Source organism: Olsenella kribbiana (genome assembly GCF_036408795.1).
Taxonomy (GTDB): Bacteria; Actinomycetota; Coriobacteriia; order Coriobacteriales; family Atopobiaceae; genus Olsenella_L; species Olsenella_L kribbiana.
Genome location: NZ_JAZGJP010000024.1, coordinates 1 through 25,748, shown reverse-complemented (window position 1 = coordinate 25,748; position 25,748 = coordinate 1). Strand labels below are relative to the sequence as shown.

20 protein-coding genes, 2 tRNA genes and 1 pseudogene are annotated in these 25,748 nt (G+C 53.6%); 8 read left to right on the top strand and 15 right to left on the bottom strand.

Annotated features, from left to right (window positions below; all coding sequences use genetic code 11):
• A partial coding sequence (locus VXJ24_RS10725; RefSeq protein ID WP_330972911.1) for an ATP-binding cassette domain-containing protein occupies positions 1–964 on the top strand: 964 nt, incomplete at its 5' end.
• A 119-nt stretch (positions 965–1,083) separates the two neighbouring features.
• On the opposite strand, the gene VXJ24_RS10720 is transcribed toward VXJ24_RS10725, so the two are convergent.
• Positions 1,084–1,159: transfer RNA gene (locus tag VXJ24_RS10720), tRNA-Ala, on the bottom strand.
• A gap of 60 nt (positions 1,160–1,219) precedes the next feature.
• A tRNA-Ile gene (locus VXJ24_RS10715) sits at positions 1,220–1,296 on the bottom strand.
• Positions 1,297–1,776: 480 nt separating this feature from the next.
• Here VXJ24_RS10715 and VXJ24_RS10710 point away from each other — a divergent pair.
• Positions 1,777–2,313 carry a bifunctional nuclease family protein gene (locus VXJ24_RS10710; RefSeq protein ID WP_330972910.1) on the top strand — a complete coding sequence of 179 codons (537 nt, stop codon included), beginning with the start codon at positions 1,777–1,779 and terminating at the stop codon, positions 2,311–2,313.
• Positions 2,314–2,913: 600 nt separating this feature from the next.
• Here the strand turns inward: VXJ24_RS10710 and VXJ24_RS10705 are convergent.
• The 5 genes from VXJ24_RS10705 to VXJ24_RS10685 form a co-directional block, all read right to left on the bottom strand.
• Positions 2,914–4,800 (bottom strand): DUF4422 domain-containing protein, encoded by a 1,887-nt coding sequence (locus VXJ24_RS10705; protein WP_330972909.1) that lies wholly within the window; start codon positions 4,798–4,800, stop codon positions 2,914–2,916.
• 356 nt (positions 4,801–5,156) lie between these two features.
• The gene (locus VXJ24_RS10700) at positions 5,157–7,181 is read right to left on the bottom strand and encodes a DUF6541 family protein (RefSeq protein WP_330972908.1); all 2,025 of its coding nucleotides are present in this window, start codon (positions 7,179–7,181) and stop codon (positions 5,157–5,159) included.
• An 8-nt stretch (positions 7,182–7,189) separates the two neighbouring features.
• Positions 7,190–8,218 carry an acyltransferase gene (locus tag VXJ24_RS10695; RefSeq protein ID WP_330972907.1) on the bottom strand — a complete coding sequence of 343 codons (1,029 nt, stop codon included), beginning with the start codon at positions 8,216–8,218 and terminating at the stop codon, positions 7,190–7,192.
• Between the two features lie 162 nt (positions 8,219–8,380).
• A complete protein-coding gene (locus VXJ24_RS10690) occupies positions 8,381–8,770 on the bottom strand; it encodes a DUF2304 domain-containing protein (protein ID WP_330972906.1) in 390 nt (129 codons plus the stop codon).
• 13 nt (positions 8,771–8,783) lie between these two features.
• Positions 8,784–9,470 (bottom strand): glycosyltransferase family 2 protein, encoded by a 687-nt coding sequence (locus VXJ24_RS10685; RefSeq protein ID WP_330972905.1) that lies wholly within the window; start codon positions 9,468–9,470, stop codon positions 8,784–8,786.
• A 592-nt stretch (positions 9,471–10,062) separates the two neighbouring features.
• Here VXJ24_RS10685 and rfbB point away from each other — a divergent pair.
• Entirely contained in the window at positions 10,063–11,082 is a 1,020-nt protein-coding gene (gene rfbB, locus VXJ24_RS10680; RefSeq protein WP_330972904.1) for a dTDP-glucose 4,6-dehydratase, read from the top strand.
• A 12-nt stretch (positions 11,083–11,094) separates the two neighbouring features.
• Positions 11,095–12,549, top strand: a complete 1,455-nt coding sequence (locus VXJ24_RS10675) for a bifunctional dTDP-4-dehydrorhamnose 3,5-epimerase family protein/NAD(P)-dependent oxidoreductase (protein ID WP_330972903.1) — start codon at positions 11,095–11,097, stop codon at positions 12,547–12,549.
• An 82-nt stretch (positions 12,550–12,631) separates the two neighbouring features.
• Here VXJ24_RS10675 and rfbA read toward each other — a convergent pair whose 3' ends face one another.
• From rfbA to VXJ24_RS10655, 4 genes and pseudogenes are all read right to left on the bottom strand, one after another.
• The gene (gene rfbA / locus VXJ24_RS10670) at positions 12,632–13,531 is read right to left on the bottom strand and encodes a glucose-1-phosphate thymidylyltransferase RfbA (protein WP_330972902.1); all 900 of its coding nucleotides are present in this window, start codon (positions 13,529–13,531) and stop codon (positions 12,632–12,634) included.
• Positions 13,532–13,794: 263 nt separating this feature from the next.
• Positions 13,795–13,989: pseudogene (locus VXJ24_RS10665) on the bottom strand (IS3 family transposase); the annotation flags it as partial.
• A gap of 377 nt (positions 13,990–14,366) precedes the next feature.
• Positions 14,367–15,152: a glycosyltransferase family 2 protein gene (locus tag VXJ24_RS10660; RefSeq protein WP_330972901.1), complete on the bottom strand. Its 786-nt coding sequence runs from the start codon at positions 15,150–15,152 to the stop codon at positions 14,367–14,369.
• A 1,107-nt stretch (positions 15,153–16,259) separates the two neighbouring features.
• Positions 16,260–17,300, bottom strand: a complete 1,041-nt coding sequence (locus VXJ24_RS10655; protein WP_330972900.1) for a metallophosphoesterase family protein — start codon at positions 17,298–17,300, stop codon at positions 16,260–16,262.
• 599 nt (positions 17,301–17,899) lie between these two features.
• On the opposite strand from VXJ24_RS10655, the gene VXJ24_RS10650 reads away from it, so the two are divergent.
• Positions 17,900–18,436 (top strand): hypothetical protein, encoded by a 537-nt coding sequence (locus VXJ24_RS10650; protein ID WP_330972899.1) that lies wholly within the window; start codon positions 17,900–17,902, stop codon positions 18,434–18,436.
• Between the two features lie 61 nt (positions 18,437–18,497).
• On the opposite strand, the gene VXJ24_RS10645 is transcribed toward VXJ24_RS10650, so the two are convergent.
• Positions 18,498–18,692, bottom strand: coding sequence for an ATP-binding protein (locus tag VXJ24_RS10645; RefSeq protein ID WP_330972898.1), 195 nt, complete (start codon positions 18,690–18,692; stop codon positions 18,498–18,500).
• Between the two features lie 43 nt (positions 18,693–18,735).
• Between VXJ24_RS10645 and VXJ24_RS10640 the strand changes: the two genes are divergently transcribed.
• On the top strand, positions 18,736–18,936 hold the full coding sequence (locus tag VXJ24_RS10640) for an ATP-binding protein (RefSeq protein ID WP_330972897.1): 201 nt from the start codon (positions 18,736–18,738) through the stop codon (positions 18,934–18,936).
• Positions 18,937–19,340: 404 nt separating this feature from the next.
• On the opposite strand, the gene VXJ24_RS10635 is transcribed toward VXJ24_RS10640, so the two are convergent.
• Positions 19,341–20,573, bottom strand: a complete 1,233-nt coding sequence (locus VXJ24_RS10635; RefSeq protein ID WP_330972896.1) for a lipopolysaccharide biosynthesis protein — start codon at positions 20,571–20,573, stop codon at positions 19,341–19,343.
• Positions 20,574–20,835: 262 nt separating this feature from the next.
• On the opposite strand from VXJ24_RS10635, the gene VXJ24_RS10630 reads away from it, so the two are divergent.
• Positions 20,836–21,690, top strand: coding sequence for a LicD family protein (locus VXJ24_RS10630; protein WP_330972895.1), 855 nt, complete (start codon positions 20,836–20,838; stop codon positions 21,688–21,690).
• A 347-nt stretch (positions 21,691–22,037) separates the two neighbouring features.
• Here VXJ24_RS10630 and VXJ24_RS10625 read toward each other — a convergent pair whose 3' ends face one another.
• The gene (locus tag VXJ24_RS10625) at positions 22,038–23,501 is read right to left on the bottom strand and encodes a cell wall-binding repeat-containing protein (protein WP_330972894.1); all 1,464 of its coding nucleotides are present in this window, start codon (positions 23,499–23,501) and stop codon (positions 22,038–22,040) included.
• Between the two features lie 49 nt (positions 23,502–23,550).
• Here VXJ24_RS10625 and VXJ24_RS10620 point away from each other — a divergent pair, with 49 nt between their 5' ends.
• Entirely contained in the window at positions 23,551–23,913 is a 363-nt protein-coding gene (locus VXJ24_RS10620; RefSeq protein ID WP_330972893.1) for a hypothetical protein, read from the top strand.
• Between the two features lie 191 nt (positions 23,914–24,104).
• Here VXJ24_RS10620 and VXJ24_RS10615 read toward each other — a convergent pair whose 3' ends face one another.
• Positions 24,105–25,550, bottom strand: coding sequence for a L,D-transpeptidase family protein (locus VXJ24_RS10615; RefSeq protein ID WP_330972892.1), 1,446 nt, complete (start codon positions 25,548–25,550; stop codon positions 24,105–24,107).
• Positions 25,551–25,748: the final 198 nt, after the last annotated feature.

The window sequence follows — 25,748 nt, the reverse complement described above, 5'->3', positions numbered from 1 at the left end:
CTTCCACACGGTTTGTTCGTTGAGGCCCTCTCGCTCGGCCCATTCCCTGGCTCTCATAGAGCAAAGAATAGCAGATTCAAACAATCTATCGCAAGCCAACCGACTAGCAGATTGTTACCCCATTGCCGAGCTTCCTTCCATCTTTGCCGCCCGGAAGGCCTCCGTTGCGCTTGCAGGAAAGCTGGCCTCCGAGCTCGGGCATGCAAAGGCAGAGGAAGGGACGCTCCAGCTTGCACCGGAGCATGCGCAGGATATCAAGCTTCAGGATGTCTTCTTTGCCTATGAGGAAGGAAATCCTGTCCTCAGAGGCATCACGGCCGAGTTTGAGGCCGGGAAATGCTACACCGTGGTCGGTGCTTCAGGTTCGGGCAAATCCACCCTCCTCTCCCTTCTCATGGGTGCACGCAGGGATTATGAGGGGAAGGTCACATTCGATGGATCCGAGTTCCACGACGTCAGCCTCGATTCCCTCTATGGGACCGAGTCGCTCGTGAGCCAGAAGACCTTTCTCTTCGATGCCAGCCTGAAGGACAACATCACGATGTTCGGAGATGCAGACGCAGAAGCTCTCTCCTCTGCCATAGAACAGGCGGGACTCAAGGACTTCGTGGCAGCGCATGGCCTCGACTACGCATGCGGCGAGGAAGGCGCGAACCTCTCGGGTGGCGAGCGCCAGCGTGTCTGCATAGCAAGAGCATTGCTCCATGGAGCGCGTACGCTTCTCTTCGATGGGGCGACCTCTGCCTTGGACCAGAAGGCTGCAGACCAGGTCACGAGAGCGGTCTTGAGCCTTTCTGCGACGACGAGAGTCATGGTGACACACAGGCTCGATGCAGGGCTTCTCAGGGGCCTTATCGGCATCATGGTGCTCAGGGACGGAAAAGCATGCGAGTCCGGCACCTTCGACGAGCTCATGGCAGAGCCAGACGGCTACTTCCATGCCCTCTATACCATCGGCATCTGATTGCGAGACCCTACACAGAGACGAAGCGCCATCGGAACAGCGGCTCCGGTGGCGTTTCTTGTATGCAACCCCTAGATATGAATGAAGCCAGGACATGATGTCCTGGCTCTCAGAATTCATGGTGGAGACGATGGGGATCGAACCCACGACCTCAGGCTTGCAAAGCCCGCGCTCTCCCAGCTGAGCTACGTCCCCGAATAATAACCGCCCCAACGGCGACTCGGCTAGCGTTGGGGCGACTATTCGCGAAGTAAGTGGTGGGCCCGACAAGGTTCGAACTTGTGACCTCCCGGTTATCAGCCGGACGCTCTGACCAACTGAGCTACGGGCCCAACGCGAGAAAATATATTATGCTCATCCCCCCCTCTCCGTCAACAACTATTTTGAGAAAAATTGAGAAAGTTTGTAGCAGGTCTTCTACCTGCAGTTTTGTGTGGAATCAATCTTGAATGGGGCAAGGTACGGGCGCTAAACCTCTTCTTGCCAGGGACATGAACGCGATAATGGCAATGATAATCGCATCGGCTGAAATCCCGGCGATATACAGAGATGACACCAGTTCTATAGAACATGGCGCGGGGTGGCGAGCCGCCTGTGCCAACCTCCGGCTTCTGGCTATTGTCAGGCTCAATCTGCGCCCGCTCCAGGCATAGTCACAGAAAGGAATCATTTCGTAGCTTGAAATTGAGGCAGCATGTCCAGTTCAATGCCACTTCTGTCACCATCTCCGCATTTTTGTCGTTCGCTCTTGGAAAAGAGCTGGAGATGGGTACCATAGGCACACAAAGAAGCATATGAACGAGGCTGGTAGCATGGCATTGATACAGATGGACATACAGACGATCGTAGTAGGCGGAGGCCCTGTGGCATCGCTTCTGGTCCTGAAGCCCCGCATTCCCGAAGAGGCTCCTCATGACGCACAGCTGCCGATCAAGATCGGCCCTGTGGAGGCAATGGCGATCGGGATGGGTGTGAACGACTCCCACCGCACGACAGACCGGCCGATGACGCACGACCTTCTCAACAATGTCATCGAGTCCCTCGGCGCCCATCTCGATTCTGTCATCATCAGTGCCGTCTCAGGAACGACCTTCTTCGCCCAGCTGAGGATCGAGAAGGAAGACGGAGAGGCCATCTTCATCGATTCGAGACCGTCCGATGCCATCGCCCTTGCAGTGCGCACAGGCGCTCCCATCTATGCAAGGGGCGATGTCTTGATGACAGCATCCTACCCCAACTTCAGGGGCGTGGAGAAGGAAGAGGAGGAGCACGAGATGGAGGAGTTCCACAAGTTTGTGGAGAACCTCTCTCCCGATGACTTCGCAAACGACAGCAGCGGCACCAAGTAGTGCTTGGCCTAACAAACTAGCGAACCTATCGGTTCCTCTGAGCAGAAAGCCAGCACGCATCGAGCACGGCATGTCTGCGAGATCAATGTCCTATCTCATACGAAAGCCTGATGCTCGGCTTCTCTATAAAGTGCCAGAAGGCTACGGCAGCAGCAAGAGAAACCGCCACCGTAATAGCCGTCTGAATCCAAGGGTTCATGATCCCAAGCGACATGGAGCAACATAACGACGATGCATGCAACCCCGCGGAGCCCATCGAGAGAATTAATTCTTGATGTTCTTAGCAAGAGTCCGCCCTTCCGCAATAGCTTCTCTTCCGTACCATTCCAATCGGTCTCTGGGTCTCCTGTGAACATCCCATTCATACATGGCCAACTTTTCGGACGGCGGCGTGGCCCATGTTTACTGGTGAAGTTCCGCTATCAGCAAACGCTTATCTCTATGACAGCATTTGAACAGAATGAAAAGCCCTTCGGACTATTCATCATATAGGAGCAGAGCGTCAAAACGATTAGAGACTGCGGCACAAGGTCGCAGTCTCATAATGGAGATGATCACACGCCCATATCACGAGTATGAAATCATTTAGCTAACCTTACTCTACAGAATGTCTTTCTTGCGGGGATGGATTGTTCTGTAGATATAGCGCATCTTCTCGAAGCCTTTGTCCTTGGTTGGATGTGCCTTCTTGACCATCGGCGTAATGATGCCACGGTAAACAAATTTCTTAGCCTTCTCAACCGGGGCATCCGGCTTGGTACGCAGGGCTCTGTCTGTCGAAAGACGTGCCATCATTTCCTCGTAATATGGCGTCTGACGTGCATACTGCCAGAACTCCAATGCAAAATCACTCAGAGGATTGAGCCAAGGTTTATCAGGGCCAGCATAGTGAATCACATATGGATGCTTACGAGCTTCCATATACGCAGAATAGATCTGGCGGGGAGCGCGGGCAATGATCTGATTGATACGGATGTCACGCCAGTCCATCATTACATTCCAGGACATGTCAACATAGCGAATCCTGTCTTGGCAGAGGTAATTGATGACATCCTGATCGAGCAGCTGCCATTCATTCGACATGGCGTACTCGAAGACCAGCTTGGGGTCGTAGGTCTTCCGCCATGCATCGAGATTGAAGACGATTGTTCCCGCCTGGATATAGTCATAGGGCTTCCGGATCTTGAGCTCTTTGTCCATATATTCTTTTTTGCTGTCAGAAGCGCCATTATACAAGCCGGCTGTATCCGGGTCCCGGCAGGCGGCAATCAGATAGCCATTCACGTCGGTGTCGTAGAGAGGCGCAATATCCTTCATGACGACCATATCGGAGTCCAGGTACAGAATCTTGTTGTACTGGGGAAGCAGCTGGGGCAACAGCAGCCTGAAGTACGTCTCGACCTTGAAATGCCCTCTAATCGGCAGATCGTCCTGGAAGTCATGCATGGCACGATACATATGCAGGAATCTCAGGGAAATATTGGGGGTCTCGATCTGCTGCTTGAGGACAGTCTGGTTGCGCTTGGATATATCTTCATGGAGCACTATCAAATCGTAGTTGCGATCGGGAGATGCATGGTCCTTGATGGACTGGAGCAGCGTCGACAAGTAGGGCGCGTAGAAATCATTTGCCGAAAATGCGACGCAGACTGCATTGTCATCAAACACCGGCTGAAGCTTGGTGCTCGTCGAAACATCATCGAACAGTGCACGCTGGAGCGTCATCCACCTATATTTGTTCTGTTCCTCAAGCCACGTCAGATATATGCCGCAGAGCCTTTCGGCAAGATAGCCAGACACGCGGTAGGAAGCAATGTCATACGATTCCATAGCCTTGCCACGGCGGCGCTCATGCTCCGCAAGAATGTCGAAGAGCCATGCCGAATATGCACGGAACAGCTCCTTCTTCATGATGAACATATTGCAGAAGTATCCCTCTTTCGACTCGAGATATCTTGCTGCAACGCCGTCGAATTCTGGGTACTTCTCATGAAGAATGTCCAGAACGCAATCGAGGTCTTCCTCATGATGCTGCCATGAATCGAGATACTGCTCCCGCATGGTCATGCCGTTGACGAAGGAGCCCTTCTCAGGAACGATGAAATCATAGCGTTCGATGATGCTGCGCATCTTTGCTTCGTCGTAGCCAAGCTTCTTCAAGGTCTTGGCATCGTTCATATGAAGCAGGGCATCGCCGAAATAGTTAGTGGTGAGCTCTGTTTCGGGAGAGAACGAGAAGTAGCGACGGTAGTGCATGAAGCCAAAATAGTCGGCATCCATGTTCTTCCAAGCCCAATATTGCGCTGTCAGCTCGCAGTATGAGGGATTCTTTTCGGAGATGTTCTCGCCTTCATCGTCATGCAGCATGCCAGGCAGGTGCTTCTTCCCTGCGCAGCCCACCTGTATCGGATAGAGAAGGCTGTTCTCCGGGAAATACACCTCATCCTTGTGGCATGAAACAAATATCTTGATGTCAGCGTTGGCCATGTTTGCTCCAAGCGTACCTATTAGCGCCCACCATTGTCACACTTGCGTTAATACCATAGCCCTAAGATACCACCAGCTGCTGCAATGTATCTTGTAGACCCGTTTCTCTTCATCGAGTTTAGTTACCTTGATCTGCAGACCTGAATACAGTCATTGCCTTCAGACGATGAAAGCAACGTTCATCTCTTTTCGTCTTAATGACATCATGGAATTCAGGTTTCTGTGATTCCATTATCGGTTTGAATCTCTTGAGCAAAAAATCGAGGCGGCTCTTGCAGACGTCGGTGTCTTTTCGTAGCCGTCAGTTATGAACTGAAGGCCACAGCATGGATTCTATCAATACTATCTCTCCACTCCTAGGCAGCGTCATCTATCTTGTACAGACGCAGATTTCCTTCTTCGAGCACAACCGTGAGCCCTGATGTATCGTCGTTTATGCTTTCAATGCCGGCCCACTGGCTCTTGTTATATGCAGATGCGGCAAACGAATGTTCTGCATCGCTGTTATCCAGTATGAGGACATACTTGGCACCAATAGAATGCACGGCATCTCTTACTTTATTATCTGTATTAACCAGATCCAGATTCTGTCGAATCTCTGCGCTCTCGGCAGTCTCTGAAGACGTTCCGTATCCAGAGAAATAGCGGTAGTAGCAGTTTATGCCATCGGTACCATATGCCATCATGCTTCCATCATACGGATTATTAATGACAAGATCGTTGCCGACGATCTCTTTCACTTTTGTCAGGAACTCATGCTCCTCTAGAGTCAGAGGCATCCCATATCCGTACATTATCTGGATATTGTCACGCACATCCGAAAAAGCCATGTTTACTTTTCCAAGACCAGCAATCTGGAAAGAGGGATAAAAGACCAGGCCAAAATACACAATTACAACTACTGCGGCATTTCTGTAACGCATTCGATTGCCGAGTTTGGCACTACAAAAGTCATCAGTCTTCTCAATGCAGCAATATATTCCCCTGACGAGAATTGGCATCGAGAAAATCGTCGTCATTGCTGCAATGCGATAGGGGTCCGTATACCAGAAGCTTGTAAGAAAATGCTTTATCGGACTGTCCCCTGGGAAAGATTCAACAACCACCATGAAGATTGCGGAGATAATGAAGGGACAGAGCATCCAGCGCTCCGAATAATCTCGATCACGCCAAATCGATACGAAGCCCACAATTAGAATAAGCGCAGGAACCAATTGCACCGCAGTAGATGGAGGAAAACCATTTACATAAGAGAGCGTGACCAAATCCACGATAGCCTGGCTCAGAGAAGCATAGTTGCGCCAGCTCACCATGACTGTAGGGGCTAGAGGCGGGAAGTTGTATGCCAGTGTCCATAGCGCTATGCACAGTACTACAAAAATGATTGTGACGCCATTTATTCCCATGCAGTAGCGTCCCAGATGGAGCGAGATATTCCTGCTCCGAATTGTATGAATGATAAAGGGAGAGATATACAGACCAATAGAGAATACTATGTTTGGATGCAGGAAAAAGACACCGAGGCATGCTGCTATCCAGATAAGCAACATGCCAGTTTTTCCATCGTCAACCGAATCTATGAAGGCACAAATCATGCCTGGCAGAACAGCAAATCCCGAAAGATTCGGAAATATTGGACCAAACGTCAAGACTCCCCAAGGGAAGACTGCGAGAGACATACATGCAACCGTAGCAATCACGGGCAATGTCCTCTTCCCAGGAATCAGTCTGACAAGCAAAGCTTCCATCGACACAGGGAAGACGATGAATGCAAATGCGAAATCAACCGCATTAATGGACAAGGGCACTGATACGTTACACCCCATAGATGCAATTGCACACACCATAGCCCAGCCGTTGGGATAGAAGCCCGACGTCTCAACGAATGAACTAACAGCCTGTCCAGCAGCATAGGATGTACCATGAATAGGTGAGAGATTGCCTGAATCAACAAGGGCCTTAATCCCGTTCAGATGATGCGGATAATCCCATTGCTGAAAGATTGCATCTACAGATGGAAGACGGCGCACGAAAAAGAGCATCCCAAAGAGCGATCCAATGGCAATGACTATAACGAGAGCGAAGATTGAGACGCTTTCCGATTCGACATGAACACTAGCTGTTGAAGACTTTCTCCAGTATCCCAAAACAAAGATGCAGACACCGACTGCCAGCGGCAGAAAGAAAAGATTCACTGGAGAGGACTTTATGCCAATTGCCGAATAAATCATGCCCAGAACACCAATGGCCATGACTGCGGCTGATGGGGCTATCCCAACAGAAAAGCTTCGATGAAATCCGAGTCCTCTTAATGTCAGGTAGCCAGGCAGATATAGGAGTGCTGCTGTAAATATCACTGTAACAATAAAACTAATCAGCATTCTTTCTCCTATTCCCCACTAGGGCTCATCTTTTGTTGTTTCTTGCTGAATGGCATTCTTTTATAAAGCATATCAGCAGCCATCTGCAGCAGCCTTACAAATACTTTGTCTACCAGAACGACTACAGGAAGAGTAATTATCAAAACGAGAATCAAAAGAATAGCCTGCGCAGCTGGACGCACTAAGGAAGGCATTAAAGGCTGCACAGTCTGCAGTACCGGTATGTGACACATATATATGCCAAAGGAATACTTTGCAATCACGGACACAAGCTTCTTCGGCTTCGCTTCCCCTCCCAGTTTGTAGAGAAGAACATAGACCGACACACTTGCAACTGCATAGAACGGCGAATTGTCATTGGCATGGGCTACGCCGATATAATTTAAGTATGTACTCACAGCCGTGCACAGCGATGCAAGCAGAAGATATAGACGGTAGTGCTCTTTCGCGCCTTCAATGTCGAAAGCCGCTCCAAAGCAGAAGAGGGCAAATCCCACGCCGAAGGGGTAAGACCATCCAGAGGGATGGCCCGTGATAGATCCAATAAGGGCAAGGCCGAGGAAAGATAGCGTCAGAACAATATATGCACGATATCTGTCTCTCTTCATCGACCTAAAGGCCGGTGCAACGATTGGTGCAAGGAGTAGCATACCAAAGAGAGACATCACAAACCAAAAAACGCCGTTTTGATAGCTAGAGAAGACGTCCATCACATATTGCGCCACAAATGAATGTCCTGAACTGCCATATTTGAGGCGGTACCAAGCTTCATACACAAACATATATACTAGGGTCGGAAGAAGTATGTTTCGCACTTTCTTGTAGTAGTACGTGGGAAGACTGTAGCTTTCCCTAATATTGAAAAACCCGGACATCATGAAAAACAAAGCATTGCAGGTGAACAACAGTGCATACATGAAACTGTTGTAAACTTGCGCAGAGATCGTTCCTGTAGATGGCGGAGTGCAATGCACTCCTAAAACCATGATTATTGCGATACATCTGATAAAGTCATATACATAAGCCCGCTGCTTCATTTTGCCCCATACCACAATCGCTTAATGCACTCCCAGAAATGGGGGCACCTATATTCGCTCATGCCTATCGTCGCGTACACTGCTTTGGCACGGTGCTCGCATTAACCGCTTCATACGCTTGCCTCCCTGATTAACGCAGCAGGGAATACTGCCATATAGAACTTAGGACCTATGCGTGTCGCTGTCAGTCGAGTCGGCATTATTGTTCCCCATAAGATTATCGAGATCTTCCTGCATAAGAGTGACCCGTTGGATCAGCTGACGTATGTCGCGTGCCTGCCAGCTGACAATTGCCGTCAGCGAGAGACAGATTCCAAGAAGTCCCACTATGCTTACCAGGAAAACGAAATTCGAAGATGTTTGGAACCCCAGGAGGCTCGAAAATGCGGATACAACGCCCGGGAATATCGCGCATATGATGAGCATTAATGAGAGAAGCATCCAGAGCAGTGAATATTTCAGCTGAAGTTTTCCATCTGACACAAGCCGGAAGACCTCGATGAGGAAAACTATCGCTATCGCAAGCAGAAGTATGCGCAGAGCTATCGACATGAATCCATCTCTCCTATTTGATCCGGTGTCCCTCAATCCAGATAGCAAGTGTCACCTTAATCATGTAGTAGACGCTCCTCTGGAGGTTGATAGATGATTTCCCACCCTGACGCTCGCGCATCTTAACAGGAACTTCTCTGACCACAAGACCGTGGTTGTATGCCGCAACAATCGATTCTGGCTCTGGGTAGTCTGAAGGATAGCTCTTGGCAAAGAGCTCGATTGCACGCCTGCCAGATGCCCTGAAGCCTGAGGTAGAATCGTAAATCGTAAGGCCTGTTACTTGCTTGATGCAGCGCTTGAGCCAGTTAATGCCAGCGCGTCTGGCACCCGATGACTGGAAACCATCAGTCTGTTCAACAAAGCGCGATCCGATGGCTAGGTCAGCACCATTCTGTATCGCCTCAACCAAGTCAGGAACGTATGAGATATCATGCTGTCCATCGCCATCTACCTGAATGTCTATGTCATATCCATGTCGAAGAGCATACATATGGCCTGTCTGGACTGCGCCGCCAATACCCATATTGATGGGTAGATTAATATAGTTCAGGCTGTTGTCTCTACATATATCCAGCGTCCGATCGGTTGCACCGTCAATGATCACGACGTAGTCGTAGCCGGCTTTCTCAATGCCGCGAACGACGCCTAAGATGCTTGCTTCCTCGTTATAAGCAGGTATGATGAGCAGGACCTTCATGCGTCTTTACCTCCGCGTAGGAGCAGCAAGCTCTTTCGCACACTATTTTTATACTAACGATATGATATTACTCTCTCCCCTACACATAGTTGACTCCCCATTCCGCAGAGAACTCATTCTTCGGTAGGGAGCGATTGGCTTGATCAGAGATCATAGGTGTATGGATTACATCCATAGCGAATCGTCCAGCAGAACGGAAAACACCATGTATTCCCATATGGTTGCTATAGGCTGTTGGACAGAGATTATGGAAAGAGCACACCGCTCAGAAGTCTTTAACTGAGCTGAAGGCAGTATCCATCTTCGTCAAGTCTTCAAAAAAATGTCCAAAGATGCGCATCGAGCAAGTCTCTCCTTTCAGAGTTCTTCCTCCATCCTTTATTCTTTCCACGCATCTGGAAGATCATCGACGGCGAAAGATAGCCGAATGCAATTATCATCACTGCATTTCTTTGTTTAGACACAATGTATGTTTCATTCGCAGCTCGCTTTTACTCCTTGCTCAAGGTTCAAGACTTCCTACATGGCTCTGTGCATTGTAATAATATTTTGCTCATACCTATTCTTTGGACTCATCAGGTAAGGACGCAAAATGTCAGACATCTTCGAGCCGAGAAATATCGTCGTCACGGGCGGCTGCGGCTTCATCGGGTCCAACTTCGTGCGCTGGGTGGCCAGGAACCACCCAGAGACGCATGTGACCGTTCTCGACAAGCTCACCTATGCAGGGAACCCCGCAAACATAGCAGGCCTCCCGGAGTCCCAGGTGGAGCTCGTGGTGGGCGACATCTGCGATGCAGACCTGCTGGAGCGCGTGGTGCCGGGCCACGATGCGATCGTCCACTATGCGGCGGAGTCCCACAACGACAACTCGATCGCCGACCCCGAGCCCTTCGTGCAGACGAACGTCGTGGGCACCTACAGGCTCCTGCAGGCTGCAAGGAAGTACGATGTCCGCTACCACCACATCAGCACGGACGAGGTGTATGGGGACCTCGCCCTGGACGAGCCGAGGCGCTTCGAGCCTGACGACCCCTACAGGCCGAGCTCCCCCTATTCCTCGACGAAGGCATCCTCCGACCTCCTGGTCCGCGCCTGGGCGAGGACCTATGGCCTCAGGGCCACGATCTCCAACTGCTCCAACAACTACGGCCCCTACCAGCATGTGGAGAAGTTCATACCGAGGCAGGTCACGAACATCCTCTGCGGCATCCGCCCGAAGCTCTACGGCACGGGGGAGAACGTGCGCGACTGGATACACACCGAGGACCACTCCCGCGCCGTCTGGGACATCCTCACGAAGGGGAGGATAGGCGAGACCTACCTCATAGGCGCCAGCGGCGAGAGGTCGAACATCGACGTCCTGCGCGAGATCCTCTCCCTCATGGGGCAGCCCGAGGATGCCTTCGACTGGGTGCGCGACAGGCCGGGCCATGACAGGCGGTACGCGATCGACCCCACGAAGCTGGAGCGCGAGCTCGGCTGGAGGCCGGTGCACACCGACTTCGCCGAGGGGCTCGCGCAGACCATAGAGTGGTACCGGGAGCACGAGGCGTGGTGGCGCCCTGCCAAGGAGGCCACCGAGCGCAGGTACGCGGAGCAGGGCCAGTAGGAGGGAAGAGGCATGTCCGATTTCGCATTCGAGAAGGATCTCTCCGTCACGGAGACGGGGATAGAGGGCCTCAAGGTCGTGGAGCTCTCCGTGCATGGGGACTCCCGCGGATGGTTCAAGGAGAACTGGCAGAGGGCCAAGATGGTGGCGCTCGGGATCCCCGACCTCCATGTCGTGCAGAACAACATCTCCTTCAACGCGGAGAGGGGCGTGACCCGCGGCATCCATGCGGAGCCCTGGGACAAGTTCATCTCCGTTGCCACGGGCTCGGTCTTCGGCGCATGGGTGGACCTCAGGGAGGGCTCCGCCACATTCGGGAAGGCCTATACCTGCATCCTCGATCCCTCCCGCGCCATCTATGTCCCCCGGGGCGTCGGCAACTCCTTCCAGGCATTGGAGGACGGGACCGCCTACACCTACCTCGTCGATGCCCACTGGTCTGCGGAGCTCAAGCGCACCTACACCTTCGTGAACCTGGCGGACCCTAAGCTCGCCATAGACTGGCCGATCCCGCTCTCCGAGGCCACGCTCTCCGAGGCCGACCTGCACCATCCGATGCTTGCGGACGTCGTGCCCATGGCCCCGAAGAGGACGCTCGTCACGGGATGCAGGGGCCAGCTGGGACGCGCCGTGAGGGCGCTCGCGGAGGAGAGGGGCCTTCTCCCCTCCTTCGACTTCTGCGACATCGACACCTTCGACATGTCAGACCCCGAGGCCTACTCCCGGTACGACTGGGACCTCTACGGAACCGTGATCAACTGCGGGGCCTGGACGGCAGTGGACAGGGCCGAGACCCCGGAAGGCCGCATCTCCTGCTGGAAGGCCAATGCCCAGGGCCCGGCGCTCCTTGCCCGCACCTGCACGGAGCACGGCATCCGCCTCGTCCACATCTCCTCCGACTACGTCTTCGACGGCACGCAGGAGCTCCATGCGGAGACGGAGCCCTTCGGCCCCCTCTCCGTCTACGGGCAGTCCAAGGCGGCAGGCGACCTCGCCGTGGCAGGATGCCCGCAGCACTACATCCTGCGCTCCTCCTGGGTCATAGGCGACGGCCGCAACTTCGTGAAGACGATGGCGGCGCTCTCCGACAGGTGCGCGGATCCCGGGGACAGCCTCTCCGAGGTCGCCGTCGTGGACGACCAGCTGGGAAGGCTCACGTTCACCAGGGACATGGCGCGAGCCATATTCCATCTCCTGGACACGCATGCGGCATACGGCACCTACGGCTGCACGGGATCTGGCGCTGTCAGGAGCTGGGCCGACATTGCCCGTGCCGTCTTCGAGCAGAGGAACGGCAACGGCGATGCCGTGCGTCCGGTCACGACCGCCGAGTACTATGCATCCGCCAAGGGCCCCATCGCCCCCAGGCCTGTGCACTCGGCGCTCTCGCTCCAGAAGCTCGAGGCAGCAGGCTTCCACATGCCCGACTGGGAGGAAGAGCTCCAAGAATATATGAATAGGCTTTAACTTGCAGGCCATCGATAAGCTAGCCGCCCGCTAAGAAGATCTAGCGGGCGGCTTTCTCTAGCTTGATGTTCTGGCGAGCGGGTTAGTCCTCTTCGGTCGTAATGATGCGCTTCTCGAGAACCTTGAGCAAATGCTGTCCGTAAGGGCTCTTACCATACTCGTTGGCTGCAGACTCGAGCTGGGCAGTAGAAATCCAGCCGCGTTCATAGGCAATCTCTTCGATAACGGAAATCATGATGCCCTGGGAGCTCTCAATAGTACGGACAAAATTGGATGCCTCGAAGAGGGAATCCATTGTTCCCGTGTCAAGCCAAGCATAGCCTCTGCCCAGAGTAACGACATCGAGCTTGCTCTTCTTCAGATACATCTCGTTCAGAGTCGTGATTTCCAGCTCTCCCCTCGCTGAAGGCTTGACCATCTTAGCCATCTCACATACGTCACTGTCATAGAAGTACAGCCCGGTCACGGCATAGTTGCTCTTAGGATGCTGTGGCTTCTCCTCGATAGAGATGGCGTGACCAGCATCGTCGAATTCGACGACTCCAAATCGCTCCGGATCGTCTACGTAGTAGCCGAATACAGTTGCTCCACCCTGGCGGTCTGCCTTTTCTACTGCCCTGCGAAGGTGCCGCGAAAGACCATTGCCGTAGAAGATATTGTCACCCAGCACCAATGCGCAGGAATCGCCGTTGATAAAGCTTTCGCCAATGATGAATGCCTGCGCAAGACCATCGGGCGAAGGCTGTTCGGCATAGCTCAGCGAGATGCCATACTGCGAACCATCTCCAAGAAGCTCCTTAAAGCGGGGCAAATCCGATGGAGTCGAGATGATAAGGATGTCCCGTATTCCGGCGAGCATGAGCGTGGACAGCGGATAGAAAATCATCGGCTTGTCATATACCGGCAGGAGCTGCTTGCTGGTTACCTTGGTCAGAGGATATAGGCGGGTCCCAGAACCGCCCGCCAGAATTATGCCCTTCATGCTCCCCGTCCTCATGCTAGAAGTATTAGACATTCAATCCATCAAGGAGCCATACTACCACGTCAGAAGTTTCTTAAGGTTCCCATAGCCTGCTAGGTGGCATCTCTGGATAACGTTATAGCCGGCAATTCGTCTATACGCATCAGGGTAGTATGTGCGACAGCAGGAATTTCTATCCATGCGGGGCTGCGGTGGTTAATATGGGCCTGATTCTTACGCTGCCAGCCCCAGGTGGATTGGCAACCCCTATTTGGACAGTTTTTTCAGAGACTGAGACCCGCATTCCTGAACTCAGCCGGACCCACGTAGCCTGGCTTCGAGTGCAGCCTGAAATGGCTGTGCCAGTGGACGTAGTCGTTCAGCCTGGCCTGCAGGTCGCGCAACGCCGGGAAGCTCTCCCTGCAGACGAGCTCAGCCTTCAGCATCCTGTTCGTCGGCTCGTCGGCCGCGTTGTCGTACGGGCTTCCCCTGCTTCTTTTCGTCTATGGGATTCACTTGGCCGCCTACATCCATCTCTTTGCGAATGCGCTCGTTAGCGCTGCATGCGTGGCAGCGCTCTACTATCTAACCGACACGTTGTCATCTTGCGCGATATCAAAGGGTCGCTTATCAGCATCTCAGCTGTATGAGCGGCATCTCTTACCGTGATGATTCTCCTTGAAGGGGCATTCGATATACAAGGCATCAACTACACAGCCATTGCAGCCTGCTGCGTAGGCATCGTTGCAGCGTCCTTGTTTCTCAGCCATAATTACAAGTTTTGCGCATAGAAATCGGGTGGCCGAGACCACCCGATACTTCTTGAGATTCTTATATCCGTACGTAAGCTTTATCGTTATAGAGCGTTACTGTTCTCGCTCTGCTTGTAGAAATAATTGATGAGCTTCGCTATTGGCGTCGGCCAGAAGCGCTTGAGCATCTCCAAATCCTCGTTATAGCGAGTGTTGTCGACGATTAAAGATGATGTGGTTGATTCCTCATGAATTCTGTGGCGCATTAAGATATCAGAGTTGTAGAAGAATCCGCCCTTCAGAAGAGACAAGCGCTCCCAAGTGCCCCAATCTAGATCGCATTTCATGTCCGTCAAGAAAGGCGGATTGGGGCAGTTGACTTTATTGAATGTAACTGCAGGACAGCAAATGGGATCGCCGAACGAAAGCGCTCTACGCCGTACACGGATATCATCGACATTCTTTCCATCAAGCCCTTTCAGCAGCTGTCGTTTGATTTTGAGGTTCCTGTTCTCATCCACAGGCTGACCATTGCGAATTTCGCCATAGTTGCTAAAGAAAATCAGCGAATCATCCCTGCTAGACAAGCTTTCCACAGCAGCTTTGGCATATCCAGGTAGATACACATCGTCCTGGTGGGCAATGGTGACATAGTCATTCGATGCCCTGCTGTAAGCATAGTTCCAATCTGGACCGATACCGCGCTTCCCTGTGTTGACATAGACATCGAGACCATATTTCCCGGCAAGGCGCGAGATGTATTCATTCGGCGTAGAGGTAGAGATATAGACTTCGCTCTCTGCATTGTCCTGCGAGAGTACAGACTCTATGCATTCTCCCAAGAAGGGGCTCTCCTTGTAGGCACAGATAGCAAATGTATGGTTGCTCATTATGCTCCTTCATATCATCTTGTTCTGCACACGAGCAGGCACGGGCTGGCCAGAAGCGCTGGCCCTTAACTGCCGCCGGAATATACAGTGGCGTTGCACCGCTTAAATAGTATCTGGATGCACGCGGTAGTCTCGCCAATATCCCTTTCCAAGCAAGAATTCTATAGGTGTAAGTATTAGTCCATACCGGCGCTGCAGCTGTCGCGCTTCGGCACCAGCCGGACTGATGGCAAGTTATTGCGCCTCAGCACCGCCTGCTGAAAGCAGGCGGCTGCCTTTGCGTGCGGCTGATAGCTTCCTCCTGCCATGTCTCGACGAGACGAAGGAAGAAAGCATGTCAAGGAAGTTCAAGGCCGGGTCGTCACTGCAGCAGTTGGCCGCGAGGATATCCCGCAACGCGATTGCGAGATCGGTTCGGGGTGTCGAAGCACAGCATCCAGGCCGTCGTCGAAGCTTCAGAGAGGAAGAGGATTGAGCTGTAATCTTTCGTGGGCAAGAGGACGGCAGGGACAGGCAAGACCTATCTCGCCTGTACACTTGCCAAGGAGGCGTGCACCTCGAGGGTGCGTACAAACTACATCAGATGTCCAGACCTCGAGGAGGCCTAGAAGGATGCACAGGAGCGTCCGGGCGAGCTTCCAAGGCCGTAAGGAAGTGTCGCGCGTTCCAGCCTCGACAAATGGCTGCTCAGCAGGCCGGACGACGGCTCCCGCCGATTCCTGATCGAGATCTTCGAGCTCCGCTACGACGAGCGGTCCACTATCTTCTGCACGCAGTGCCGCCAGAAGGACTGGCATGCCTGTCTCGACGCGGACGTGACCGCCGAGGCAGCCATGGGCAGTATCGTCCTCAAGACGGCGTGGGTCGGCATCGGAGAGATGAACATGCGCGCTGCCGCCAAGACAGCAGCGTCCTCCGAATCGAGTCAGAAGCACAGCCATAGGAGGTGGTGCTCCGCGGCGGCGCCCCCGATGCCGATTCGCGACGCCGCCGGTGTCCAGCCGCAATAATCACTGGTTTCTACGTGCATAAATACTCAAACATTCCGTATGCCCTGTCAAACCATCCGTCAGCTCTGCAGCTTACCAGCATAGACAGCACGCATTATCAAGCCATCTCTAGCGGGCGTAGATAATGTGAGCTAGACACCCATTCATGATTTAGGAAATCCCTCATGCAGAACTCGACAGCCTTCTCATGATGACGAACGAGCCACCCGTAGGAATCATAGTTCCCATCATCCGTCAAGTATGTCTCGTCCTTTGCGTATGCATAGGCTACCGAGCCAGTTCCGACATAGAGATTGCCACCACTCTGTTGCACAACATCAGGAAACGAATGCGTATGACCACTGAAAAGGATGGCATGGTTGTGCGAGTAGATGACAGAATGCAGGGCATCATCATCTGCAAGCGAATTATCGTAGCCCCATCCACCCGGATAGGAGTCCGTCACTGTATTCTTGAGCGGCTCATGAATAAACACGAATGATGTTCTTCCATCTGTCTCATCTGCATCCAGGATAGACGCAAGCCATGAAAGCTGAGTATCGCTCAGACAGAATTTGTCACACGAAACAGCATCAGCAGGATCGACATATTGGTCGGGACCAAGGACGATTACATGCGAACCGCCAATGTAGCGGTCGAAATAGAAGGACTCGTTGTCAGTCCGTCTAAAAAATGTCGAGGTAAGCTCGTTGTAGTTTTCGAGTGTGTATGATCTATCTCCTATCTTGTCGTGATTGCCCATGACACAGGTAAATGACTCCGGGAAAGAATATCCTGCCGTCTTAGCTATCTCCGAGAAGATGTCATATTGGAAGTCATAGCCATTGTTTGTGATGTCGCCATTCAGAAGGATGGTGTCGAGATTCTCCCAGTTCTGCGATATGTCGTTCAATGCATTGCTCAGATTGTTGTCATACGTCGGCTCGTCGTTATCCACATGAGTATCACTCAAAACGGCTATCGTTGTAAGCAGACTGCCATAGGCACCCACTTCGATGGGCGCAGGATCATCCAGCACCATAAGCTTGGGAGCTCTCTCTAAAGCAGAAGCAGAGGAAGTAGAACCAATAGCAACGGTACCGGCAGCTGCACAGGCAGCTGCTCCCGCATAAAAAAGCTGTCTTCTTGTGAGATTCATAGCGGCCTCTCTTGTTCAGTTACCTTGATTCCAAGGTAATCGAGAGGTCTTAAATGCCCCTGAAGCTGCGAGTCCGTTACATTCTCTTAAGGGAAGCGCCATCAATGCAACGCAACCCTCAACTACATCTGAATCTCCGCTACTACTTTCCTTAAACCGGTTCCATCAGCTTGAATGGAGGGCGAATCCTCAGAGCAAGTGCAATGACTGGCGGTGGCAGACCTCCCAGAGGCACTCCCACCTGAGACGCCTGCGCGGTCTCCGGTTGATTGAATCGCATGCCTCCTGCACCTCGCTGCCGCTGACATCGCCGAGGCTCCCGCCCTTCGGGAACCAGTCCCTGAGAAGGCCATTGGCGTTCTCTGTCCGGCACCGTCGTCCTCTTGGAAGCATTGGGGCAGATGCCGCGTATCCCCAGCTGTTGGTGTTCACTGGAAAGTGACGCAGATGGTCATCGGGCAGCGAGCGCTGTGGTCATCAGGAATTGAGCAGATTGGTCGAGGAATGGCCGTGCCCCAGGCGTCAGGGGCACGGCCAGAACTATGTTTTCCTTCCGGGCGGGGACTTTGGCAAGAGCCGCCCGGAAGGAGGAAGGGAGCATGACCGTGTCCCTGGATGTGCAAGAGGATATCAGGAGGATGGACAGGGATGGGGCGACGAGGGCCGACATAGCGCGCGAGCTCCATCTCAGCAGGAACACCGTCCGGAAGTACGCGGGCATGGAGGACATGTCGCCGGAGCCGCCGGCCGGGCAGGAGAGGCCGCATCCGGCGACCGACGGGATAGCGGGGTGGATCGGCCCGATGCTCGAGGCCGACCTCGCCGTGCCGAGGAAGCAGCGCCATGCGGCCAAGAGGATCTACGGCAGGGCGGTCGCCGAGAAGGGGTATTCCGGATCCTACCCCTCGATACGCAGGTACGTGTCCGGCTGGAAGAGGGAGCACGTCCAGGGGCCGAAGGATGGCTTCCTCGAGCTCCGGTGGGCCCCAGGCACGGCCCAGGTCGACTTCGGCAACTTCGTGGCGACGATAGGCGGCGTGCGCGCGGCCCTGAAGCTCATGGTGGCAAGCTTCCCGCACCCGAACGCGCGCTTCTGCATGGCGCTGCCATGCGAGAGGGTGTTGAAGTCAAGATAGATTTCACCCGACTAGACAGCGAACCGCCCCCATCCGCACCAACGTACATTCGCCAGTCCCGTCACCGCGGGGCACCGGAATCGGCGACCACTGCCGACGAGGCCCTGTCCTGCGGCGCGAGGTCCTTGGTCCTGTAGGACCTCCCCGTTATGCGTATCAGGTGGCAGTGGTGGCAGAGCCTGTCCGCTATCGCCGACGGCTCGACCGGGTCCCCGAAGACCTTCGCCCACGATCCCATCCCCACGTTGGTCGTCACGATGGTCGACCTCCTCTCGTACCTCCTGGAGACGAGCTGGAAGATGAGGTCGACCCCCCCGCTTGTCGATCTGCAGGTAGCCCAGCTCGTCGTCTTCACCACCAACCTCGAGTTCTCGAGGTGGGGTGCCATCTTCGGCGACGACCAGATGGCGGCCGCGGTGACAGGCCGCGTCGTGCACCACGGGAGGCTGCTCCAGTTCAAGGGCGAGTCCTACCGGGTGAGGCATGCCCTCATGCAGTAGGCCAGGCGCTCAGAAATCGTGGTCAAGGGGCGTGAGCAATCTGCTCAGAAATTGATGACCATTCTGCTTACGTCGAGTTGACAAAACACAGCGCACGCGAGACCCAGGCGGCAGGGACACTTGAGGCTGTATGCAGCGGCCATGCCGGCACGCACGCATCTAGACTGTCCCTCCGCCGCCAAGCCGTAACACCGATGTACGGGCCATCCGAGGATATAAGAATGGGCAGGGATGCCCGCATGTCTCATGTGCAGGACGCGTCCGCAGCGGCATCCAGCGAATATTCCACCACCATTGCAGCTCAGGAAGCCTCAGAGGCTCCTGTTCCGCGACCGCATTGCCACTTGACAGGGGTTCGGGTCATATGAGCATGTGGAACCAACAATTCTCCAATGGGAAAGACGCTACTTCTGTCTTTTGAAGCTATAGAAAAAGGCAGTAAGGAACAGAACGCAGAGGAGAGCCATTGAAAGGTCGTAAGTAAAGACTGCACCCATCAGCTGATATGAGGCTATCAACCAGCCCGATATACCATGGGTAAGCAAATCTGCTCCCAAGTAGCAGATCACAACCAGTATCTGCGAACGCATCGTAACCAGCGAATAATAGAGGATGACGCTCAGGGCATTGAATGCGCCTCCGAGGATGATGGTCAGAAGCGCCGGGAGATACGCATCGAGATTCACACCATAAAGCATTGACAGTATTGGGATTCCTATGAAATAAGCCGCTATCTCGCCGAGCACCGATACGCCAGCAATGATTCCAACACACTTCAGAAGGAGATGGAGGAACTCATCCAGCTTGCGAAGCTCAAGCATCTCGGCAAGCGATGTCAGAAGCGGCTTGAAGGCAAAGCCAACCAAGAGATTAATGACAAGTGCCGGCATGTAGATGATGGCGTAAATGGTCTGATCGGTATTGTTGAGCGTCCCCGCTATTCCGTAGCGGGGCACATTGATGAGATCGCTCTGCAGGAACGATCCGAGAAAGAGCGGAAGGCAGGCCACAAAGAGAAGCCCCAGAGGCTTCAAATCGAAAGACGGCCGGATACTGCCAAAGTTCCGAGCTGCCGGAATATTGAGCCAGATAAGGGCAGCAAGCGAGACGACAGCAGTAATGATGCAGGTAGCCATGAGGTTCTTGATAATAACGAGAGCAGCTGTAAATACTACTGTCGATATGAGCGACCGCAAGAACAGGGCCCGTCCTGCTATATCGAGTCGACCTTTCTGCTGGAACATGCCATGGAATACATCTTCTGCCGCATCGAAGAATCTGAGTCCTGCAACAGAGAATGCCAGGCCAGCCTCATAGGAAAAACCATAGGTCCAGAGCGCATAGCAGCAAATTGCAAGAAGCATGGCAAGGCATGTGATGCAACGCGACCCAAGGTAGGTCCCAAACCTGAACCGACCTTTGATATCTGTGGCCTGATAGGGCCGCATCTCGAATGCTCCAAGAATCTGGTACTGCTGCCCTACCGCAAAGGCCAGCGAGAAGATGCCGCCAAGTTCAGCGCCAAGCGTGCGCGTCACAACTATGAGAAGCAGGGCGCTTGAAAGGGAAGTCATAAGACTTCCCAGCGTATTCCAGAAATAGTTCTTCTTGAGCTGCTGCGATTCCGCGCTATCCATCTGCACACCTCTCTTGAGCTATTCAGCGCATGTTCTCATCCACAAAGCGGATGGCCTTTTAGGCTTGCGAAACCACGACAGCTGAAGGCATTCTGCAGCCGACTACTTATAGACCAGCTCCTAGAATTCTGGTCTCATCGAGAAATGGTTTCAATCCCATCTGCAGAATTACAGGAGCATGTATAATAAGCATAAAGTTTTTTGAAAGATTCAGCAGGCAGCTGTTCTTCTTACCGAACTGTCAGAAAGCGTGAATGCGGCCGTGAAATTTGTAGATTATTCCGACCCCGAAGAACTCAAGCATGTACAGAGCCTTCTTCTCAAGCTCGTCAAGGAACTCAGACGGGTGTGTGATGAACTTGGCATACAGTTCTTTGCTTATGGCGGAACGGCAATAGGTGCAATCCGCCATCATGGATTTATACCATGGGACGACGATGTGGACGTCGGGCTACTGCGAACCGACTATGAGCTCCTCCTTAAAGAAGCACCAAAGCTTCTGGGAGACGAATATGAGCTCGTAAACTATAAGACGAATCCTGACTACCCAGCCAACATCTCCATCTTGGCACTCAAAGACACTCTCATGGTGCCCGACACTTTCAAGCACTGCCATTATCGGTATCCCATCCGTATCGACATTTTTGCCTTCGATAACCGTGTTGAAGACGATAATCTCTTCCGCAAACAATGCCGAAGCTCCTGGCTCTGGGGCAGGCTCGCCTTCCTGCGAGGCACCGCTACGCCATACATCAGCTTCAATGGCCTGCAGGAAAAGGCGGTGCTAGCCCTGTGCGGACTTGCCCATGGATTGCTCGTCCTCTTCCATGTGCCGCAGAGCTGGATTTGCCGCAAATGGGAAGAGAATGCAACGAAATACAACGATCTGCCATCAGACATCTTTGTGGACTTTACCGATCGCTTCCCGGAAAAATGGGAGATGAGCAGAGATGAGCTGCTTCCACTCCTTGAAGTCCCCTTCGAGGATGCAACCATATTTGTTCCCAACAAATATGATGTTGTTCTAACCCGAGGCTACGGCAACTATATGGAGCTCCCGCCAAAAGAGGACAGAAAGAATCACCATCCGGCTGTTCTAGACTTTGGCCAGTATTGAGGGATGAATTCTCAAATCATCTTCTAGCGAGCTACGATATGTTCAAATAACAAGAGAGGGCCCTCAGATGAGAGCCCTCTCTATATTTCATGAATGCGGAATGCCTTAGGCAAAATCACGGCAAGGTTCGGTATAAGCATCCTGAATCTGCTGCCCATATTTCATATAGACCCCCACGGCTTTCCAGTCCACTCTTCATACGTACTATAGGAGTCTCCCACCGCGAGGCGGTGTTTGGCTATTTCGCGCATGTCATTGTTGCAAATTTCTGATCAGGGCGTGCGGAACCTGCTAAATGCAGGCTCCGCGCATTTCCCCTCGCAGCCATCCAATAGCGTGAATCGTCGTTAACTGAGATCGGTGTCGAACATCCAGCCGCACCAGACGGGCTGATAGTAGCTGAACTTGTTGAGCCACCTATCGAGGTCCCAGGTCTCCTTCCAGCGATAGTTGTGCATGACCTGGCCGTTGCCGATATAGATGCCAACGTGGCCATAGGTCTCTCCCCAGCCATTGTCGTGGACTTTCGGGACGGCGACGATCATGCCGGGCTTGAGGATGCTCGGATCGGCCGTGCAGTTGCCAACATTGCAGTACTTACAATAGAGGTCGCAGGCATCTGCAGTGATCTTCGGGAAGCCGAGATTGCTGAAGACCAGCGTGACCCACTCGGAGCAGTAGCCGACGCCAAAGAACGGAGTCGCCTGTGCAACCTGCACTGTCAGATCGGACAGATCGTCGAGGCCGCTTGCCGGGATGTCGACAGAGACATCGGCGTATACATGGTGGTAGCCCGGCGTCCAGGCACCGCTCGATGTGAACCAGTGCCACTTCCCGTCTGCCTTGCCCCAGCCTGTTGCCATGCCGCCGTCTGGGTACAGCCAGTACCAGACGCCATTCTGCTTCAGCCATCCTGTCTGCATGGCGCCAGAGCCATCCAGCCAGTACCATGTGCCATTCTGTTCAAGCCAGCCGGTCTGCATCGCGCCGTAGCCAGAAAGGTAATACCAGGTGCCGCCAACCTTCTGCCAGCCAGTGAGCATGACGCCAGAATCATTGAAGAGATACCAAGCGCTGCCAATCTTCTGCCAGCCTGTCGCCATCGCACCAGAACCGGCAAGGTAGTACTCCTCGCCATTCCAGATGAACCAGCCAGTGCGCATGGCGCCTGATCCATTGAGGTAGTACCACGTGTCGCCAACCTTGACCCAGCCTGTCGCCATCGCTCCGCTGTCGTAGAGGTAGTACCACGCACCGTCGACATACACCCAACCGGTGGCCATCACGCCGGAGCCGTAGAAGTAGTACCAGGTGCCGCCGATGTTCTGCCAGCCGGTCTGCATGGCGCCGGAAGAGGCGCACCAGTACCAGGCATCGCCGTCCTTGACCCAGCCGGTGGCCATGGCTCCGCTGTCGTAGAGGTAGTACCAGGTGCCACCCACATTGACCCGGCCGGTCTGCATCTTGCCATTGCTGTCGAAGTGATACCAGGACCCACCAATCTTCTGCCAGCCGCTGACAGCTGCACCACCGTCGGCAAACCAGTACCAGGTACCGTCTACGAGCTGCCACCCAGTCTGCATGGCACCTTGGCTGTTCATGTAATAGAGAGAGCCATTGGCCGTCACAAGGCCTGTCTTCATGACGCAAGTCTCTGGATCGAGCCAATACCAAGAGCCGCCATCCAGGAGCCAGCCTTTCTGCATAGCTCCTTCAGAATTGAAGTAGTACCTCTGGCCTCCCCATGTCTGCCAGCCCGTAAGAGCATATCCATCCCTGTCGAAGAGATAGGTGTCGCTTCCAACCTGCACGAGCTCATTCTTCAGGAGCTTGCCATCCTCCAGGACATAGGAGCGCTTGGTGTCAGAGGCATTCCAATGGCCTTTGGAGATATCTTCTACATCGTTGGTTTCAGCCGCAGCAATAGAAGCCTTTGACGAAGATGCGGCAGGCTTTGATGCTGTGGCTGCAGAAGCATCGCTCTCGGATGCCGCAGAAGCTGTTGCTGCGGAAGATTCTTCAGAGGATGCAGCCTCGCTCTTTGTGGCCGCCTCTTCCCCGGCTTCTTTTGCCTCCGCTGCAGCAGCAGGCTCTTCTGCAGCCTGGCTGTCTGCCGCCCAGACAGGCGCAGGTATCGCAAGCCCGAGAGACAGAAATGCGGCGAGAACCACATACTTTCCTTTTCCTTGCATGACAGAAACTCCTTTGGAAGGCTTCCTTTGAAAACGCCAAGAAGAGGCAGCTTCCACGCCGCCACCTTGGAAGACAATTGTTCTCCATTATGGTAGTTATGTTCCAGGGCAATATCAGCATTTTGTTATTCAAATGAAATCCCCCTGCAGCATGTATAAGACCAGCTGCAGGGGGATTGTGAATCAGATGCTACAAAGAGCTAGCAAAAGCCAATCATGTCCTTAGAAGATATGGACCGTTGTCCCTCTCGGGATATTGTCGTAGATCCACTTCGCATTCTCCGGCGCAAGACGGACACAGCCTTGGCTGCGGTGGCTGTTGAGAATCGGATCGAGCGGAACCCAGGTGCCCTCGTTGTAAAGAATGGAATGGAACAGATAGTCTCCGTAGATCTGCGTGTAGTAGTAGGCCGTGTAGCCATGACCATAGCCGAATGCGTAGCCCTTTATACCGACACTGAACGTACCGTGAACCGTACGCATGTTCCAGGCACCAGTCGAGCAGTCGAAGATGTAGAGGGGCATCCACTGGTCGATATCCCAGTAATAAATCATGACCTTCGTGTTGATGTCATCGACAAGGACGAACCAGTTCGTGGGGCTACTGATAGCCTGAGCGGTATACCAGCCATTCACGAGACGGCCGTCATTGGTGCGCCAGATACCGCTTGGATTGTCAAAGGCATTCCACTTGCCGTCGATATATCTCCAGCCTGTCGCCATGGCGCCAGAGCCGTCCATCCAGTACCAGGCACCACCGACATACACCCAGCCAGTAGCCATTGCACCGGAACCGGAGAGGTAATACCAGGTGCTGCCGACCTTGAGCCAGCCTGTTGCCATAGCTCCGGAACCGGAGAGATAGTACCAGCTGCCTGCGTCATATACCCAGCCGGTAGCCATGGCACCGGAACCATAGAGGTAGTACCACGAGCCTCCCACCTTGACCCAGCCGGTCTGCATCGCACCGGACGGGGCACACCAATACCATGTCTGGCCATCCTTGACCCAGCCGGTAGCCATAGCGCCAGAGCTGTAGAAGTAATACCAGGTACCGTCTATCTTGGCCCAGCCGGTCTGCATGGCGCCGGTATTCTGGTCAAGCCAGTACCAGGAACCATTGTTCCAGAGCCAGCCGGTCTGCCTGATGCCGCTTGCAGGATCAAGCCAGTACCAGATGCCGTCAACCTGCTGCCAGCCTGTTGCGAGGGACGCATCCTTCGTGACATAGACCGTGCTTCCATCAGCAAGCTTCTGGAAACCGACCGCATCGGTGAGGGCACCATCCTCGCCAAACAGATAGTACTTCCCATCTATGCTGGCGACCCCGGTGACAAGCTTGCCATTGCGGCGATAGATCCTCTTGCCTTCAGCATTCTTCGACCAGCCATCCTGTGCCACTGGCTCAGCAGGCGTATCTGGCTCTTTCGAATCTTCCGATTCAGCGTCTTGCTTGCCATCGGATGTCTGTGTGCTAGATTCCGTCGAGTCCGCAGACACAGCCTCCTTGCCTTCGCTGGTCTGCTCCTGCTTTATGACGGACGAAGCAGAATCAGACCCTTCTGCCCACACCGGCATGGCCGGAACTGTGAGCGAGGCGATGAGCGCGGCAGCACAGATGACAGGCCTGATGCGGGCAACACTGATACTTCGGGTTTTCTTGCTCATGGCAGACCCCTTTCGCTGTATGAAGGAGCATTTCGTCAAGTGTAGCTTCCTTCAAGTGTGCTCTCGGCTTGATTTTGATCTCTCTGTTAGACAGTATGACCCGAACCCTAAGGACTGGGAGGCTCTGCCGATTCCGTCGGAGCGGGACCTCCCGAAGCCGCACAATGTCTTTCATCGCAGGGAAAGGCGCGCGGCGCC